The organism is Anaerolineae bacterium (assembly GCA_016931895.1).
Taxonomy (GTDB): domain Bacteria; phylum Chloroflexota; class Anaerolineae; order 4572-78; family J111; genus JAFGNV01.
In genome coordinates this window covers 11,986-31,015 of sequence record JAFGDY010000082.1, presented here as the reverse complement: position 1 = coordinate 31,015, position 19,030 = coordinate 11,986, and the positions used below count along the sequence as shown (strand labels likewise).

Genomic DNA, 19,030 nt, shown 5'->3' with positions numbered 1-19,030 from the left:
CTCTGCGAACTCTGCGCCTCTGCGGTGTTTAATATCATCTTGACCATTACAGAAAACTGCAAAATGGGAGTAGAATGCGGATTCAGGTTGACCCTCCTATAAAGACAGTTTCCATAACTTCTCCGAAAGCCAATTGCCGAGGTGGTAGATGGCGCGGATAGGGGGTGTCATCTCATTGCCCGCCCTCACGGTATGGGCCAGCGGTAGTAGAATCAGTACGACCAAAACTGTTACATACCAAAGTGGCGCATGCCCCTGCTGTACGGCCTGGACGGGCAGGTAACTGCCTGGCGGGAGCAGCAACAATACGGCGGTGACAAGGCCTGGCGCATATTGACTAAAGTAGAATTATGCACCATCTCCAAAATCAAGAGGATTTATGGGGAGCAGGTTTGCCACCTGTGGCATTACATTGTAATCTTATTTACATGGTTTTTATCACTCCAGTCAAAAGAGGAGGGAGAAATGCAAAACCAAAGAAGTCAATCATTTATCTTGCTATTGGTCCTGTTAATGGCAACGGCTGCCTGCCAGTCCAATCAGCCAACTCCAGTACCAACCCCAACCTTCATGGTTGCCCCATCGCCCACGCGGATTCGCCTGCCGGCGGGGGGTACGCCTACCCCTCCCGCCAAACCGACCCCTATCAACACCCTGGTCATTCAGGCCACCTACACTCCCAAACCCCCAACGGACACGCCTACACCCCTCCCTAGCCCCACCGATACCCCTCTCCCCTCGGAACCGGCTACAGCCACTCTGACCCCGGTTACGGGCGGTGTAGAGATAGATTGGGCTGACGCTGAAGATCGTCCTAACCTTATCCCCGGGGATGAGGGTTTTTTTATCTGGACCGACGGCAATCGGGTTTCGATCAGGGGTATAACCAGAGGCACAACCTATACCTTTAGCGGCCAGGCTACCGGCAATGGGGTCATTGCCAACATAAACCAGGTTTCCCAGACCGGGATCGAGCTGGCCATTCAGGGTGATAACAGGATAGATTTTCAATGGACCACAACGGGTGGGCCGGAGGGGTTGGATTTTACGTTTACGGGGGCAACCCTCTATATCAGTTTATCTCTTGCCGGCCAGCCGAAACCCGAACCTGATCTTGTTTTTGTTGGCCCCGACAAACGTAGGGTCAACGGTAGGTCGCTACAATTAGCGCGTTAGCCCTGGAGACTTTGGGGCAGGATTTTGACAGAACGGGTGATTGGCCGTACAAAGTAAACTTGTCCTTATTTACTTACTAACCTTAAACGCAATTTACTGGCAGCGAAGGAAAAGAGCAATGAAATTCACCAGTGGTTATTGGCAAATGCGCCCGGGAGTGACCCCCCACTATCCCGTTCACGTGCATACCGTGGGGCTTGAGCAGAAGGCGTTGGTTGTTTATGGCCCAACTAGGCGCCTGACGCATCGTGGTGACACACTGAACCTGCCCCTGTTGGCGGTTCGTCTTTCTTCGCCAATGTCTAACGTTATCCGCGTGCAACTGTATCATCACAAAGGTGCACAACCCCAAAAGCCCGAATTCCAGCTCAAGGCGCAGCCGTTGCCAGAGGTGGAGATTTGCGATGATGCCCAGGCAGCGACCTTGAGCAGCGGGCGTTTGGCCGTGCGGGTGGAAAAAGAAGGCGATTGGAAGATTGAGTTCAAGGATGGTGAGCGGGTGATCACCAGCAGCGGCTGGCGGGCGATGGGCTTTGTTGACTCCAACGAAGGCCGGTACATCCACGAACAACTGGCCTTGGACGTGGGCGAGTGCGTGTACGGCCTGGGGGAACGGTTTACGCCTTTTGTCAAAAACGGCCAGGTGGTGGATCTGTGGAACGAAGACGGCGGTACCAGTAGCGAACTGGCCTACAAGAACATCCCCTTCTACCTCACTAATCGGGGTTACGGGGTGTTTGTCAACCACCCGGAACGGGTATCCTTTGAAATCGCCTCGGAAAAAGTGGAGCGGGTGCAGTTTAGCGTGCCCGGCGAATACCTGGAGTATTTCTTCATCTATGGGCCCTCCCCTAAAGAGGTGCTCGAAAAATACACGGCGCTGACTGGCCGGCCGGCGCTACCCCCGGCCTGGTCGTTTGGCCTGTGGTTGACCACCTCGTTCACCACCGCTTACGACGAAGACACGGTCACCGGCTTTATCCAGGGCATGGCCGACCGCGACCTACCACTCCACGTGTTCCATTTTGACTGCTTCTGGATGAAAGAGTTCCACTGGTGCAATTTTGAGTGGGATGAACAGGTCTTTCCCGAGCCGGAGGCAATGTTGAAACGATTGAAAGAACGCGGCTTGCGGATATGTGTCTGGATCAATCCCTACATTGCCCAGCGGTCGGCCCTTTTTGACGAGGGTATGGCCCATAGCTACTTGATCAAACGGGCCAACGGCGACGTGTGGCAGTGGGATCAATGGCAGGCCGGCATGGGCCTGGTAGACTTCACCAATCCCCAGGCCTGCCGTTGGTTCGGCCACAAACTGCGGGCGCTGGTGAATATGGGGGTGGATTGTTTTAAGACCGATTTTGGCGAGCGCATCCCGACGGATGTGGTCTACTTTGATGGTTCGGATCCGGTCAAGATGCATAATTATTACCCCTATCTATATAACAAAACCGTGTTTGAAATGCTGGAAGATAAATTGGGCCGGGGAAAAGCGGTTGTATTTGCCCGTTCGGCCACGGCCGGTTGCCAGCAGTTCCCCGTGCATTGGGGTGGGGATAGCACCGCCACCTTTGAATCAATGGCCGAAAGCCTGCGCGGCGGCCTGTCGTTGGGCCTGTCGGGCTTCGGTTTTTGGAGCCACGACATCGGCGGGTTCGAGCAGACCGCTTCACCCGCGGTGTACAAGCGGTGGTGCGCGTTTGGCCTGCTGTCTTCGCACAGCCGGCTACACGGTAGCCAATCGTATCGGGTGCCGTGGTTGTTTGATGAGGAAGCCGTTGACGTGCTGCGGCTGTTCACCAAACTCAAATGCCGCCTGATGCCGTATCTATACGCTCAATCGCTCGAAGCCACGCAACAAGGTGTCCCTGTGATGCGGGCCATGATGTTGGAGTTTCCCGACGATCCCACTTGTGACTATCTTGACCGCCAGTATATGTTGGGCGACTCGCTGCTGGTAGCGCCGGTCTTCTCTCACGATGGAATGGTTACGTATTATCTACCTGAAGGCCGCTGGACGAATTTCCTCACCGGCGAGGTAAGGGCAGGCCCCGGGTGGCAGCGTGAAACGCACAATTTTTTGAGCCTCCCCCTGCTGGTGCGCCCCAACTCCGTCATTGCCGTGGGCAGCCAGGATCATCGCCCGGATTATGATTATGGTGACGGCGTTACCCTGCAGGTGTACGAATTGGCCGAAGGAGAGCCTATTGTCACCGTGATTCCCTCGGTAACGGGTGAGGCGGCAGCAACGTTTGCGGTGAAGCGGGAGGGGGCGTTGATTACCGTGGAACGGCAAGACGGCGGCAAATCGTGGCGGTTGTTGCTGGTGGGTATTCAAGCGGTGGCTTCTGTTACAGGCGGCATGGTAGAAAGCGATCCCCAGGGTGTGCTGGTAACGCCAAAAGACGACCCAACCCGCGTGAAAATTTCGCTTGATCTTACGGCCGGTCCGGTTACTCTACCCTGATCGTAGTCAAAACAATATAGTCAAAACCATCTGGTTGTTGCAGCCGTTCCAATGTGTCCAGCAAATACATGCCGGTCAGCAGCGTATAATCGCCCGAGGGTAAATCAGGAGGCAGGGGCAGGTGGACCACGTCGCTCACAATCTCGTTGACCGGCCACTGGCTGGTGGGGAAATAGCCGCCAAGCGGCTGGCTGTCCCATCCGGCGGCCAATTGGCCTTGTTTATCCAACAATTGGGTAAAAACTGTGTAATTTTTGGTAAGCGGCGCATCGCTTTGCCAATAGACCTTAAGGGTTAAATCCTGACCCCTTCTCACCACGGCGCTATCAACCTGAAAACCCCGCAAAATGAGCGAGTCGCCCAGGCGCACTTTACGTTCATTCGGTACAACCTGGTTGGCCGGAAAACGAGGGGCAAAATAAATGATATGGTCATTATCCCAAATCCGTTTCGCCAGGTAGTGCGCCTCAACCCAGGCCAGGTATTCCGGCAGCCAGGGCAACCGCAGACTCCACTGCACCACCGCCGGCGACTGATAGGTTTCGGTCAAACCAATCATTCGTTCCGAAGTCTGCCGTCCTGCTTTGATGGCTACCAGGGCCACGTCCCCCAGCGGCGGCGGGGTGCGGCGGTTGGCCATAAAAATGAGCAGTTGGCTGTCGCCCATAATAAAATCGTCCGGGCCGGTCACCTTTTTGAGCAGTGTTAAGGCTTGCGCCTCGCGCCCGCCGGTAACAATGGCGGCGGTTTGTTGATTGGCCCTCACCATCCCCGGCAGGTTGAACGCGGCCACTGCCGCTACCAGCCACAGCAGCAAAGCCCAGCGTGAATAGCGAATAAGAGCTATGATGTCGGTGATGAAACCGGCGGCCAGTAGAATCAGCGACGGCAGCAGCACCAGGAAATGGTGCGGAAAAAGAGGAGTGTGCCAGAGCAGCATGGCTACGCCGGCCAGGAGCCAAGTGGTCCAGGTGAGGGGATAAAGGACAGAGGAACCAGGGCGCAGGGCAACTTTTTTTGTAGCGTAAATCCGCAGCATGGCCGTCACGATTCCTCCCAAAGCTAACCACCAAAACCCCCAATGACTCTTGGCAAAAATAACAAACTGTTCTCTCGTTTCAGGCCACGAGCCGGGGATGGCGGCCCGCAGGTCGCCGCGGAAGGCCACCAGTTGATCGTATACTGCCGGGGGGCCATAAATGAGAGGGATAACGGCCACCGGAATGATTGCGCCAATGCTCCATAACATAGCGTCAAACATCAGTTGCCGCAACCTGTAGAGCAAAATATTATTTTGCCCTCTCCCAAAATGGCGGGTGAACAACAGCAAGCCTACCGGCGCTGCCATAAATGGGTTGAGGGCTTTGGTAATAAAACTCAAACCCAAAACCAGGCCGGAAACAAACAGCCAGGCCCGTTGGCCTTTATCCACATAAACAAAACAGAGGGCCAGTGAAACCACCGCCAGGCCGGTGGCCGGAACCTCGGCCATCACCAGGCGAGAGAAGGTAAAAATAAGGGGCGAAATACCCAGCAGGAACAGCGCAACCAGGGCGGCCGGCCACTGTCCGGCCCGATAGGCCAGCCAACTGAGGGCCACCGCCAGCAGCCCAAAGCCCATGAGCACGGCCCAACGCCCGGCCTGAACAGTTGGCCCGGCCAGGTGAAAGGCCAACCTCAACGTCTCCAAAAACAAGGGAGACTGCACCGCCTGGGTTTCATCGTAGAGGGGATAGCCATCCCCGGCCAGCCGCGCCCACATTAGATGCGCCCCTTCGTCGTTAGAAAGGCCGAAGGCATCCAGGTTTTGCGCTCGCCAGGCCAGAGCCAGGCCAAAAAGGATGAGCCAAAGGCAAAGCCAAACTATTGATTTTGGTTTTTGGCGGAGGCTGCTCACAATGGGGGCAGTATACACCGATTTTCCGGTACAAGAAAAATGGGCTGGCCTGGCCTCTACCCTGGCATGCGCCCTTCTCGTTACAGGTTAATGCCGGAAGTGTGGCGTAACCAGGGAAATTATGATAATATTGGCTCTTTCTAACCCCATTAAGGAGATACTATGATCCACAAAATCCGTTGGACAGCCGAAAAGATCAAACAACGTATCAGTCTCATCGAGCCGCTGGTTTACCGGCGTCGCCAGCCGCTACCCCCCTTCCGCTACATCCCCATGCCCGGCCCACTGGATGCCCCCCTGGTTGACCCTGTAGTAGACGATAGCGCCTGGCCGGTGCTTGAACCCTACACCTACTGGGGTGAATGGATGACCGACTTTACGTTGCGGAGTGATTTTAGGATACCGCCAGATTGGAATGTAGACGTTCCGGTAGCCCTTTATCTGCCCCTGGGTGAATCCGGCGATTTCAGCCACCCAGAGGCCCTGGCCTACATTGACGGCCAGCCTTACGCCGCCTGCGACCGCCATCACCAGGAGTTTCTGTTGCCGGCTCAATGGCGCGATGGGCAGTCCCATTTGTTAGCCTTGCATCTCTGGACCGGCCTGGGCGGCTGGCGGATGAATGAACCAAAGGCCAAACTCTTCATACGCCCGTGCGCGGTGGTGCAAATTGACCAACCCACCCGCGACTTCATTGCCACTGCCCGCGTGGCTCTGGGCATTGCCAATAGCTTGGACGAGCATGCGCCGGCCAAAGGACACCTGTACAACGCTTTAGATGAAGCGTTCAAAATTCTGGACACCCGCGAGCCGTTGGCTGAGGCGTTTTATGCCAGTATCGCCCCGGCCCAGGCTACCCTGCGAGCCGGGATTAAAAAGGCAGGACCGCCGTTAGAAGTAGACATCCTGGCCGCAGGTCACGCTCATATTGATGTGGCCTGGCTCTGGACCCTGGGCCAAACCCGGCGCAAGTCCGGGCGGACTTTCCACACTGTGCTGCGCTTGATGGAGCAATTTCCAAACTACCACTTTACCCAGAGCCAGCCCCAACTCTACGACTACGTGCAAAAAGATTACCCGGCACTTCTGGAGGCCATCAAGGAACGAGTAGCCGAGGGACGCTGGGAACCGATTGGCGGGATGTGGGTAGAGGCCGACTGTAACCTCAGCGGCCCGGAATCTCTGGCCCGCCAATTTCTGCTGGGCCGTACCTTTTTTAAAGAACATTTTGGCCCCGGCGTTGATTCGCCCGTGTTGTGGCTGCCCGATGTGTTTGGCTACGCCTGGAACCTGCCCCAACTCATCAAAGAAGCAGGCCTGGAATATTTCTCCACTATCAAGATTGGTTGGAACCAGTACAACCGTTTGCCCTACGATAGTTTTTGGTGGCAAGGGCTGGACGGCACGCGCGTGCTGACCCACTTCAGCACCACGCCTGATTCTGGCAGCCCGTGGGTTAGCACCTACAACGCCAGGGCTACGCCGGAACAGGCGCTCGGTACCTGGGAGAACTTTCAACAAAAAGAGGACCAGCAAGAGTTGCTGATGATTTTTGGCTATGGCGACGGCGGCGGCGGCCCCACCCGCGAAATGCTGGAAAACATCCGCGAAATGGCCGCTTTCCCGGCCACGCCCCGCATGCGGCACGGCAAAGCCGGCGACTTCTTCCGCAAGCTGGAGGCGCAATCAGGGGATCGTTTGCCCACCTGGAACGGTGAATTGTACTTTGAATATCACCGGGGCACCTACACCACCCAGAGCCGCAACAAGCGGGCTAATCGTAAAAGCGAGTTCCTGCTCCACGACGCGGAATTTCTGGCTACCCTGGCCGCCTGGCTGGATACCAACTACCAGTATCCGGCAGGCACGCTGCGCCAAGCCTGGGAACTGGTTTGCCTTAACCAGTTTCACGACATCATCCCCGGCAGCAGCATCACTCCCGTTTACACCGAGTCGCTGCAACAATACACGGAAATCCGGGAAATGGGCCTTGTTGTGCGGGATGAGGCGCTCAAGGCGATTGCGATGCAGTGGGGGGGGGACCTGGTGGTGGTCAACCCGACCTCTTTTGCCCAAAATACTTTGGCCTTTTGGCCCGACCAATTGGTTAACGGCCAACAATTACAAAACGCTACCGGCGCTCCCCTCCTCACCCAAACCATCACCGCAGGCACCTTGATTGCGGCAGGTGAGTTGGCTCCCTTCAGCCTCACGCCGTTGATAATAGGCCAGGGCAGTCACCAAACCCCCGATACCGGCCTGCAAGCGTCGGTTGAATGTATGGAAAACAACTATCTCCGGGTCGAGTTGAATCGGGCGGGAGATATTGTCCGAATTTACGACAAAACCAACCGGCGCGAGGTGCTGCCGGCGGGCGCAGTGGCCAATCAAATCCAGGCCTTTGAGGACCGTCCGCTGAATTTTGACGCCTGGGATGTGGATATTTTCTTTGACGACAAAATGTGGGTTGCCGACCCGGCCACATCTATTAAAGTGGTTGAAGAAGGACCGTTGCGGGCTACGCTGGAAATCCGGCGACGCATCCTCAATAGTGAGTATAACCAACGCATCTCGTTGACCTACAACAGCCCCTGCCTTGATTTTGAGACCACCATTGACTGGCGAGAGCGACATATCCTGCTCAAGACGGCGTTCCCGGTAGATATTCTGGCACCGCTGGCCACCTACGAAATCCAATGGGGCAATACGCAGCGTCCCACGCACCGTAACACCAGTTGGGATTGGGCCAGGTTTGAAACCTGCGCCCAAAAATGGGTTGACTTAAGTGAAGGTGGTTACGGTGTGAGCTTGCTCAACGACTGCAAGTATGGACACGATATTCACGGAAACGTCATGCGGATCAGTTTGCTGCGTAGCCCGACCAACCCGGATCCCGTCGCCGACCAGGGCGAGCATCGTTTTACCTACAGCCTTCTGCCTCACGCCGGAAATTGGGGAGAAACAACCATTGCCGCCGCTTATGTGCTCAATGATCCTTTGCTTGTGGCTGAAAGTTCTGGGAATAAAACAACCTCAGCCGGTTCTTTCATCTCAATAGACCGGCCCAATGTGGTCATCGAAACGATCAAACGGGCTGAGGATGGTCAAGGCATCATCGTGCGGCTCTACGAAAGCCAGCGGCAACGCGGCGAAGTGACGCTGACCAGTCATTTTGAGTTGGCCGGCGTCTGGCAAACCAACCTGCTTGAGGAGAATCAGGCTGAACTCTCGCCTGCCGGGCATGAGGTCAGTTTTTTGATCAAGCCTTACCAGATTATGACGTTGCGTTTGAGGCCAGCGAAATAGCGTTATTTGCTCAACAAAATCTCAACGTGATCTCCACCGGAAACAAGTGGCAACCGCTGGCCGGTGTCGGGCCGGTAAAGGCCAACGTGAAGCGTATAATTTCCGGCGGGGCGCTCCGTTTGAATAGAGAAGGTAACTGTTTCCTCAACTACCTCGCCGGGCTGCCAAAGATGGGTGGGATAGTGACCGTTGTCTGGCGCAGTGTCGTTTTGACCATAAAGCTGCCCATCCGGGCCAACAAGTTGCACAAAGCGGGTTAAAGTTTCAGGGGTGCGAACGGCCTGCCAATAAAGAGAAAGGTTTAAACTTTGAGTGTTTTCGGTTTCAGTGATTTTGGGGGTGGTATGTCCCAGCAGTTTTAGCTGATTATCAAAATTTGCGGCCAAGGAGTGAGACATCCGAGGGACAACGTATTGCCGCATCCCTGGCCCGCCCTCTGGCATTCCCCCCACTTGTTGGATGCGAGCCAGTTCGACCAGCGTGCCGTTGGCGAGTAGGCGCACGGCAAATTTAGAAGGGTGGATGATGACAGGATGATGTCTGTGGTTGATGTCCCACACCTCGTCGCCGCTGATTATGCCCAAGGCCAGGCCATATTTTTCAGTTTCGCGGGTATACCAGGGCAGCGTGTTGAAATTGACCCGTACCACTTCACCTACCGGCCACTGGTCGGGGGGATACCAGACCAGGAGGGGTTGGCGGTCGGTGGTGGTGCCGATGGGTCGGCCCATCGGGTCGAGCAGATAAAGCACCGGCTGGATGTTGCCAGAGAGGACTTGCAAGGGTTCCAGGTCAACACTGACCTGTACCTCTTCTTGCCGGTTGAAAGAGAGAGTGTAGCCGTGCAGGCGGATAACGTGGCCAAAATCAACGGGAAGCGAGTAACGGGGAGGGAAATCTGGCCGGGTAAAAGTGAAAAAAGAGGGAGGGAGAAGAAATGGGGAACCGGGCGCCCCCTGGTTGGTCGTTGGTCGTTGGTCCTTGGTCAGCGGTTGCCAGTGTAAGATACCGTCGCGCGCCGTTTTTAGTTGATAGGCGCCACTTTCCAGCAGGGTTTGATGCATAAATTGGTGTAAGCCGCCGAAGTTTTCAAAAGTGGTCACGTCGAGCAGGATGTCGTCAACCGGGGTGGGGGCGGGAAAGTTGGGGTCGGTGAAATAGCCAAAGTCACTATAGATGATGAATCGGTGAGTCAGGTGGGGGGCCAGATTGGATTGGGTAAAAAGTGATGTGTCCGGGGGAATGGTTGTCAATATGGCTTCAAGCTGGCGATGGTGAGTGGTTGCTTGCGGCCAATTAAAAGGTCGAGCCAGGGGGGTGAAGCCGCGATAGTAATGATAGGCGATGGTGAAGCTAAAGAGGAGCATGATCAGAAGGTACGGTAGACGGTAGACGGCAGATAGTAGACGGGAGGAGTTGGTAGAAAAGGAGAAGAAGGATTGCTGTGCTAATTCGCCAACTCGTTTTATCCCATAAATAGCAGAAATAAATAAAAATGGGGCCAGCGGCGCGCCGTAGTGGAAATCCTCCAGCCGCCAGGTAAAGGGGTTTTGGCTCAGTAGATTGATGGCCAGGGTGGGCAGCATGGGCAGGAGGGTGAGCGGGCTGAAGAAGGCCAAAAAAGCAGTGGGCAAAAAAAGTTGCCACAGGTAGCCGGGCAAGTTGGCTTGAGACCAGAGATGATTCAAGACCAGGTTGGGTTGGAAGATCAGGGTTTGCAGCATTTCCACTGGACTCTTGCCCAACCAATCGTAGCGGTCAAGCTGGACGTTGCCACCTGGGGAGAAGGAGGGCTGAATGACAAATACCGCCGTTACAAACCAGAGCGCGCTCAAGCCTATCACCAGCCCGGCCAAGCGCCACCGCCGTTGCGCCAGGCCGGCATACACTCCCACCATAGCCACCACCAGGGGCATATCCTCTTTGCAAGCCATGGCCAGCAGCAGAAAAATGATGACTTGTTTATCCTGGCGCCGGATCAAGGCCCAAAACGCAAACAGCAAAAAGGTGGGGGCCAGGGTAACGGCGTGAAAATCGTAGAGAACGGCGGCCTGGAGCGTGGGCAAAAGCAGGTAGGCGAGCGGGAAGACCAGGCAGAGAAAAGCAACAAATAGAGCCGGCGAATTATGATGTGGGAGGTGAAATCTGTTCTTGGCAATTTGATACAGAGGCCAGGCGCCAAAAGCAACTACCCCAGCCTGGATGATGAGCAGGGTCTCCGGGTTGCCAAGGTTGAGCCAGTAAAGGGGGATAAATAAGAGCAGAATTGGCTCGACGTGCAGGGCCAGGCGAGATTGGAGGGGGATCATCAGGGTGAAGTGGAGGAAACGGCCCTGGGCTGTATTCCAGAGGGCCTGGTCAACGTTGCCCAAGTCCAGGCCATTGGTTTGAAAGGTGTGGTGCTGCTGCGCGGCCAGGGCGCTGAAGAAGGCGGCAAAGGTGAGGATGAGGAGCAGGCAGAGGAGATTGGGGAGACTATAGATGGTAGACGGTAGACGGGGGGAAGAGGATGGCGTAGGCGATTCATTTGCGCGCGAAATTTGGTGCTCTTTGCCAATTTGCCGCTTTAGTGTTTCTTTTTCTGGTTGACTCACGGGATTGTCACCTTAGTCACAAAGATGGCGTCGGCCACAATTTCGCCGTTTTTGTTAAGAATGGGTAGGCGCTCGCCAGTGGTGGGATTGTAGAGGCCGGTGATGAGTTGATAAGTACCGGCAGGTAAATCGGCAGGCAGCAGCAGAGGATGCGGGTCGGTGATGATTTCGCCGGGCAGCCAGCCGGTGGTGGGACGTTGCCCGGCAGCCGGAAAACTATCGGCCTGGACGGCCAGGGTATTATCAGGCGTGAGCAGTTGGGCAAAAACTTTGTAACCAGTGGCGATGAGGTCATCGGTTTGCCAGTATAGATTCAAATCAAGCGACTGGTCCGTCAGGTGCAGGCCATAGCCAAGCAGGGTGATACTTTCTCCCACTTGGTTTGGACCGGCAGGCGTAAGCGCGGTAGCAGGTAAGTCAAATTGATGCGGGGGATGAATCACTTCAACCCGGCCCAGGGAAAATGCCTCACCCGCAGGTTCACTGCCGGAGTGCAGCCTCACCCGCAAATTATATTGACCCGCCTCCAGGGTAGGATACACGCTTACGTTGTGCTGAGACAACAAGATGGCCCCCCGGCCCCACTCGGCAATGGGGCGGGGTAATTTCTCCAACTGTTCCGTTGAAGACCCCGTTCGATCCACCGGCTGCCACTCAAACATTACAAAATCGTTTGGCACGGCCCACAATGCCGGGAGGGTTTGGGATTCGCGCCAGGCCAAGCGCAAGGGCAGGACATCGCCAGCAGTAACGACGGCCGGTGGCGCATCGTAACCAATTAAACGGGCGTTAGGCGCCAGACGAGTATCCGTTTTTTGAGGCAGATCGGATTCGACGCGGAGGAGTTGCCATTCAATTTGAACGTCACCCAGCAGCAGACCACCACCCTGGCCCACAGGTTGCCCGCCGGCAGGCAATACCTGGCCGGAAGCGGGATCATACAGCCCTACCTCCAAACGATACATTCCGGCTGGCATCCCGGGGGGGACGGATAATTCTTGTGCATCTTCGATGAGCATGCCGGGTTGCCAACGGTCAACGGGCCAGAGGCCCATCACCGGCGGGCTGTCGGCCTGCGCCCAAACGTGCCCCTGGGCATCAAGCAAACGGAGGTAAACAAATCGCTCGGCAGGCGGGGAAGCCAACACCCTCCAGAAAAAAGTGACCATCAGAGGGTCGCCGAAGCGAGGATGAGGCGAAAGATTATAACCCAACAGGCGGAGTTCGTTGCCAAATTCGCCGCCAAGCGGGTATTGTAGCGTCGGGTCGGGCCGGTTGAGGCTGACAATGGGGCCGGGGTAGACCCAGGCATACTCGATGCCGTTTAGTTTCGCCGTGTATTCTGGCTGGCGGCGGGTGCGAAAATAGTGTACCAGGTTGGGGTTGGGGATGTCACGCTGCACCTGGTTGATATACCAGACCGTCCGGTTGGCCGTGAGGAGATTCTCCGGCGGCACAACGTCGTCAACTTGATCCTCATAGAAAGTGGAGAATATTGTTTTGTACCACGCCGACACCGAACCTGGCGACTGCTGCTGCACATAACGCGCTGCCTCGTCCAACCCCTCGCCCCAACCGACCAGAAGCGTTTGTGGCGCCCACCGCCAGCCCAAAACAAGCGGATTGTAATAGGTAAAGTAATAAGGGTGGTAGACGAAGGTAAAGATAAGCAGGAGGCAGGAAACAGGAGGTAGGAGGCAGAAAAAGAGTTTCCTGCGCCAACTGCCGGCTTGCTGGCCGGCTGATTGACTAATTTGATAAAGTGCCCAACTGGCCAGTAGATAAAAAGTGGGGAAGATGGGTAGCATATAACGAATAGATTTTTTGGAAGCCAGGGTCATCAGGATGAGGTAGGTGAGCGCAAAAAGCCAGAGGGAGAGTTGGATGGCGTATGGCTGACTACCCCTTATTGACCGCTGCTTGCCGCCCGCTGATTGTGGAGGAGAAAGGGTTAGAAAAGACCGGCTGGCCGAGATAAAAAAGCCCAAGTTTAGGAAAAGTCCAATCAACAGCCAGGGAGTTGATTTGAGCAAAAAGGCAACCAGGTAAAAAGCCGGGCCGGGGTCTTCGACAAAGCGACCCAGCCAGAAAAAGCCCAGGTTGCCTGTGCCGGCTTCTTGGTCGGTGAAGAGTTTTTTGAAGGTGAGGGTGAGCGCCTGGACTGGATCAGCCCACATAGCGGGCCAGAGCATAAAAAAGGTGGCCATAGCTACCAGGGCGATGATTAGCCAACCACCTAACTTTGACCACCACCAAGACCAGTTCTGCCCCTGACCGGTGCCAATCCCCCAACCAAGCACAAGCACTGCCAGCATTGGCCCCAGCAGCAGGGCCGTTGATTTGGTCAGCAAAGCCAGGCCGGTGAACAACCCGGTGAGCAGCAGCCAACGCCACCGTTTATCGCGTAGCCAGAGCAGGCCAGCCAGACCGGCCAGGGTCATAAACAGGGCCAGGGGTGCGGCAATGTGCAAAAGGCGGCAATAGGCCAGGGTGTAAGGATCGAGGGCCAGCAGGCTGGTGCCAATAAAAGCCAGCCTGCGGCCCCACAAAGAGTTAGCCAGGCCATATACCCCCAGCAGCAACAGACCTGTCATCATAGAGGTCATCACCCGCCCGGCTATGTAAGCGCCTAATTCGGTGGAAGCTAAACCAATAACCGGCGCGCTCCACCAAGCCACGGTGACCCCGGGATACCCAATACCCAACGTTTGGCTCAACTTGCCGCTACTCAGACCGGCGGCAAATTGACGGGCGTGGTCAAGGAATAAAGGTTCGTCAATGGTCAAAAAAGTATCCAGGTGGAGTAGGCGAGGAATGAAGATAAGCAGAGCGAGAACGAACCAATCTATCCTTTTTATGAGAGAGTTAGCCAGGTATCTCACGGTTTTTCCCCCAGAACGGTGAAGGACGAACGATCAACGACCAATGACGAACAGTGGGACTGGTCGTTGGTCATTGGTCGTTGATTCGCAGGGGCACCCCCCCAACTTGAAGGCATTTTCGCCACTGGTATCATTTTGGACAGGCAGGCGTTCACCGGTCTCCAACAGATAAAGACCGACCCACATCTCGTAGTCATCGGGAGCCAGATCAGGGGAGAGAAACAGATCACTGGTTTCACGAATAGTTTCGCCCACCGGCCAGGTGGTGGTGGGATAAAGATTGCCCAGCGGGCGATGATCGGCCTGGGCCACGGTGTCGCCTCCCGGCCGGCGGAGATGGACAAAGACGGTGTAGTTGTGCGGTATTGGCGTGAGAGCCTGCCAGTAGAGGGTCAGGCGGACAGATTGGCCGGGGCTGGGTTTTTCCGGTTCAAGGGTATAACCGATGAGCCGAATCTGGTCGCCAAAAACAGCTTCAGCAGATTGCGCCGGGCTGAAGGCGATAGGGTGGGGATCCGGCTTGGAACGCAAAATAAAAATCCCTTGCGTTTCGCCTACGTAATCGGTTTGAGCCAGGAGCTGTTGTTGAAAGGGTAGATCGTAATATTCTTTCTGCAAGCCCCAGCGTTCCAGCACCAGCCAAACATTGTGCCGGGCCAGGGTGTGGTGCAGCGTCTCTTCAGAACGAGCGGCGGGTTGATGGGTTAACGCCTCGTAGAGCGTTTCCTCGGTGCAAATAGCAGGCGAACCTAGCCAACGGTCAACTGGCTGATCGTTCACGATTAAAAAACGGTAATCGTAACCGCCGCGCCGCTGAATGCAGTAAAAGTCGTTGTGCCCCAAATAAAAAGCGGCTGCGGCAGGCGTGCCGGTGAGGATGGTATCGCCGGGCTGCCAGTGCGCCCGGACGTAGGCAAAGGCGCCGTCATAATCGTCGCCGAGGTTAGTGAGGAGAGACTGGACGGCGGGCCGGACGGTTATCAGGATGAGGCCGGAGACGAGCAGAGGAGAGATAAGAGAGAGGAGAGGGGATAGACGGGAGATAGGAGGCACGAGACGGGAGACGTGATGCCCGGTGATAGCCATTCCCTGGGCGCCCAATAGCAAAAGAACCGGCAGAAGCATGAACAGGTATTTATCATCGCGGCGGTCGGGGGAGACGAGCAGGCTCATTTCCAGGGTGGTGGTGAGGAGGATAAGGGTTAGATAGAGGGAGGGGAAAGGGGCTGTGTTCACCGGAATGGGGGAGTGATTAAGTGTATTGCCATTTTCGCCAAGTCTTTTATTCAATGGTTTATTCTGAAGCGAACGTAGAACCCAAAAACTGGCAATTATGGCTATGATGGCAAATGGGGCAAAAATAAGGGCAGGCAAAGTAAGATAAAACGGTGCCAGCGCCTGCCAACCGCCAAGCAGGTTAAAAGAGAAATCGCTGTAGATGGCAAACACTTGGGCCAGGCCTGCTAAGGCATTTTCTGGCTCCAGGACGGCGATGCCTTTGGGCTGGCCCAACCGTTTGACCAGAAAGGCCACCGCCAGTATCCCCATTAGAGCCATCACTTCAAGCCAGAGCGCCCAGTGCTGGCGGCTAAAAAGAGCGGATTTCAAACCACCCCAGGAGCGATTGATTTTTGACTGGCGCAGTAGCCTCAAAACCAGAGCCACCAAAACCAACGGCGGCGCAAGGGCCACCACGGCAAAGTGGGTTAGGGTTGCGCTCAAGTAAGCCAGCAGCGCAGCCCAACGCCAGTGAGTTTTATTGTAGACAAGGCCCTCATAGGCCAGCCAAAGCGTTAACAAAACCAATAGTTGCAGCAGGGCATACATTCTGGCCCGGCCACTCCAATGAATGGCAGCCGGGGCCACCGCCAGGCCGGTGGTGGCGATCAAACCAACAGCGGGCGAAAACCAACGGCGACCGATAAAAAAGGTAAGGGCCAGGGTCAACATTCCAAACACCAAACTGGCGTAACGCATAGCCAACCGGGCCGGGCCGATCAGGGCAGCCAGGCTGCCCAGGTATGAGAACAAAAGGCCGTGGTCATAAAAGAGGCCGGAAGGCATCACGGGCACGCCTTTTTTATTGATCATTTGCCCGGCCAGCAGAGTGACGAATTCATCGGGGTAAAGCCGAATGGTGTGGATGAAGCGCAGGCGCAGCCACAAGCCTACCCCCAATACAGCCAGCAGCGCCAGAGCAATAATTATTTGGTTTTGGCGTTGATATTGGTTAGGCACGGCTGGCTATTTTACCAGAGATGGACGGAGTATCCCAATTTTGTCATACAACATCAGTGGCCAGAGACAAGGTATTGACCTGTCTCTACCGGCAAAAAGAATATCTCTAAAAATCAAACCGTTTGCTAACATTTTTCCAACGTAATCCAAATTAAATTCCCCGATAATATCCTTGCCCAAATAATCCTCATGGCTGGTTCCTTTTTGTCTCTCCTTAGAAAAGCACTATAATGGCACTCAATTTATCTATTGAGGGTTCCTTAATGTTTCAGACTATTCCTAAAACTAAACCGTCGGTACGTATTGCCCGCTCAGAAATGGAACGCACCGGGGTTTTGGTGGCTCAACTAAAACATCACTATCAGGTTGACCCGGCGGCGATCCGGGTGGTCAAAGCGCCGCTGCGCATTTGCCCGTTGGGAGCGCATATTGACCACCAACTGGGCCTGGTGACAGGGATGACCATTGACCAATCGCTGCTGCTGGCCTTTGCTCCTACCCCTGACGGCGCCGTTCGGATTGAAAGCGAGGATTTTGAACCGCCGGTTTCCTTTGGTCTGAGCCAGGTGCCGCCCTATACCCCGCGCGATTGGGGTAACTACGTGCGGGGCGCGGTGCTGGCCCTTCAACAAACTTACCAACTGCAAAACGGCCTGGTGGGCGTGATTGGGGGGGAAATGCCCATTGGCGGGCTGAGTTCATCGGCGGCAGTGACCATTGCCTACCTGTTGGCCCTGGAAGCCGTTAACGGGCTGGAAGTGCCGGCCAAAGAGAACGTGGAGTTGGTGCGTTTCACCGAGAACAAGTACATTGGCCTCAATAACGGCATCCTGGATCAATCCGTCATTCTTTTTAGCCAGGACAATCATTTGACCTTTATTGATTGCCGGACGGTTGAGGTTAAACAAATTCCCACCCCCCTCCGCCCCGGTGATTTTGAAATCCTGGTGGTCTATTCCGGGGTGACGCGCGGTTTGGTGGGCACAGATTATAACAATCGGGTGGCTGAGTGCCAGGAAGCGGCCCAAATGTTATTGCCTTTTTCAGGGAATGGGGCCAATCCGGCTTCTCGTTTGCGCCACGTTGACCCGGCCATTTTTGCCGCCGAGGGCCACTGTTTGCCGCCAACGCTGAAAAAACGGGCCATGCATTATTTTGGCGAAATGCAGCGGGTAGTGGACGGCGTGGCCGCCTGGCAACAGGGGGATTTGAAACGCCTGGGAACACTAATCTCCGAATCCGGCGAGAGTTCCATTAAGTATTACGAGTGCGGCAGCCCGCAGTTGATCACGCTCTATGAAATTCTGCGCGACACGCCAGGGGTGTATGGCACGCGCTTTAGCGGGGCCGGTTTCCGGGGCTGCTGCATTGCCCTGATTGACCCCGCGGCCCGCGAAACTATTGCCGAGGCGGTGCACCGCCGCTATCCGGTGGATCATCCTGACGAGGCCGGCCTCTACAGCATTCACTTTTGCCGGCCGGATGGGCGGGCCGGGCTTTGTAGGGTCAGGTGATAAGATGCAAGCAGTGATTTTAGCCGCCGGAAAAGGATCGCGGTTGAATCCGATCACGTTGAACCGGACCAAGGCGATGGTGCCCATTTTGGGTAAGCCCATTGTTGAGCGAGTGATGGAAACGCTGGCCCAAAACAACGTGCGGGAATTCATTATGGTCATCAGCCGGGAAGACGGCGAGGTGGGGCGGTATTTTCGGGAACAGACCACGCTGGACATAAACATTCAATTTGTGATCCAGCCAGAACGTTTGGGCATGGCCAATGCCTTGAGCCTGGCTGCGCCCTACCTCCACAATACCTTTGTGCTTTCTGCTTGCGACAACCTGACCCCGGTTGAGCATGTAGCCGAGTTATTGGCCACCCATCACCGGCAAAAAGCCAATGCCACCCTGAGTTTGATGAAAGCGTCCCCTGCCATGATCAGCCGCACCGGCATTGTGGAGATCAGCAACGGCGAAATCATCCGGATTGTGGAAAAACCCAACCCCCAAGAGGCCCCTTCGGATATTGCCAGTTTGCCCCTGTACGTTTTTTCGCCCAGGTTATTGGCTTACTTGCCGCAGGTCAAACCCTCGCCGCGAGGCGAGTATGAGTTGCAAGATGCCATCCAGATGTTGATCAAACGAGACGGCCACGTAACCGGCGTTCTCACCGAAAGCCGCCTGCAACTAACCAATGCCGACGATTTGTTGGCGCTCAATCGCCACTACCTGACCACCGGCGGCGATAAACCCCAATTGGCCCCGCAGAGCGTGGGCCAACACACTCACCTGATCACGCCCCTGCGCATTGAGGAAAATACCACCATCGGCCCCGGCTGCGTGATTGGGCCGCGGGTTTACATTGAGCGTAACTGTAAAATTGGCGCCGATGTGTTGATTAAAGATGCGGTGATTCTGCGGGATTCGGTGATTGAAGACGGCCGGCAGGTAGTAGGCGAAGTGGTTTCGTAAA

Annotated in this window: 9 protein-coding genes; 5 read left to right on the top strand and 4 right to left on the bottom strand. The window is 55.6% G+C overall.

All coding sequences use genetic code 11. The annotated features are described in order from the left end of the window. The first annotated feature begins 465 nt into the window (after positions 1–465). Both JW953_06490 and yicI read left to right on the top strand, forming a co-directional pair. The gene (locus tag JW953_06490) at positions 466–1,176 is read left to right on the top strand and encodes a hypothetical protein (protein ID MBN1992334.1); all 711 of its coding nucleotides are present in this window, start codon (positions 466–468) and stop codon (positions 1,174–1,176) included. Between the two features lie 118 nt (positions 1,177–1,294). Further along, positions 1,295–3,643: an alpha-xylosidase gene (gene yicI, locus JW953_06485; protein MBN1992333.1), complete on the top strand. Its 2,349-nt coding sequence runs from the start codon at positions 1,295–1,297 to the stop codon at positions 3,641–3,643. Here the strand turns inward: yicI and JW953_06480 are convergent. Then, positions 3,630–5,558: a hypothetical protein gene (locus tag JW953_06480; protein MBN1992332.1), complete on the bottom strand. Its 1,929-nt coding sequence runs from the start codon at positions 5,556–5,558 to the stop codon at positions 3,630–3,632. The genes yicI and JW953_06480 overlap by 14 nt on opposite strands. A gap of 144 nt (positions 5,559–5,702) precedes the next feature. Here JW953_06480 and JW953_06475 point away from each other — a divergent pair, with 144 nt between their 5' ends. Then, positions 5,703–8,846 (top strand): alpha-mannosidase, encoded by a 3,144-nt coding sequence (locus tag JW953_06475; GenBank protein ID MBN1992331.1) that lies wholly within the window; start codon positions 5,703–5,705, stop codon positions 8,844–8,846. Between the two features lie 2 nt (positions 8,847–8,848). Here the strand turns inward: JW953_06475 and JW953_06470 are convergent, their stop codons facing one another. The 3 genes from JW953_06470 to JW953_06460 form a co-directional block, all read right to left on the bottom strand. After that, on the bottom strand, positions 8,849–11,440 hold the full coding sequence (locus JW953_06470; GenBank protein MBN1992330.1) for a DUF2079 domain-containing protein: 2,592 nt from the start codon (positions 11,438–11,440) through the stop codon (positions 8,849–8,851). Next, on the bottom strand, positions 11,437–14,226 hold the full coding sequence (locus JW953_06465) for a glycosyltransferase family 39 protein (GenBank protein MBN1992329.1): 2,790 nt from the start codon (positions 14,224–14,226) through the stop codon (positions 11,437–11,439). Before JW953_06465 ends, JW953_06470 begins: the two co-directional genes overlap by 4 nt. A gap of 129 nt (positions 14,227–14,355) precedes the next feature. Then, entirely contained in the window at positions 14,356–16,560 is a 2,205-nt protein-coding gene (locus JW953_06460) for a glycosyltransferase family 39 protein (GenBank protein ID MBN1992328.1), read from the bottom strand. A 263-nt stretch (positions 16,561–16,823) separates the two neighbouring features. On the opposite strand from JW953_06460, the gene JW953_06455 reads away from it, so the two are divergent. Both JW953_06455 and JW953_06450 read left to right on the top strand, forming a co-directional pair. Further along, positions 16,824–18,074, top strand: coding sequence for a GHMP kinase (locus tag JW953_06455; protein MBN1992327.1), 1,251 nt, complete (start codon positions 16,824–16,826; stop codon positions 18,072–18,074). 4 nt (positions 18,075–18,078) lie between these two features. Continuing rightward, positions 18,079–19,029, top strand: coding sequence for an NTP transferase domain-containing protein (locus JW953_06450; protein ID MBN1992326.1), 951 nt, complete (start codon positions 18,079–18,081; stop codon positions 19,027–19,029). The last annotated feature ends 1 nt before the right edge of the window (position 19,030 follow it).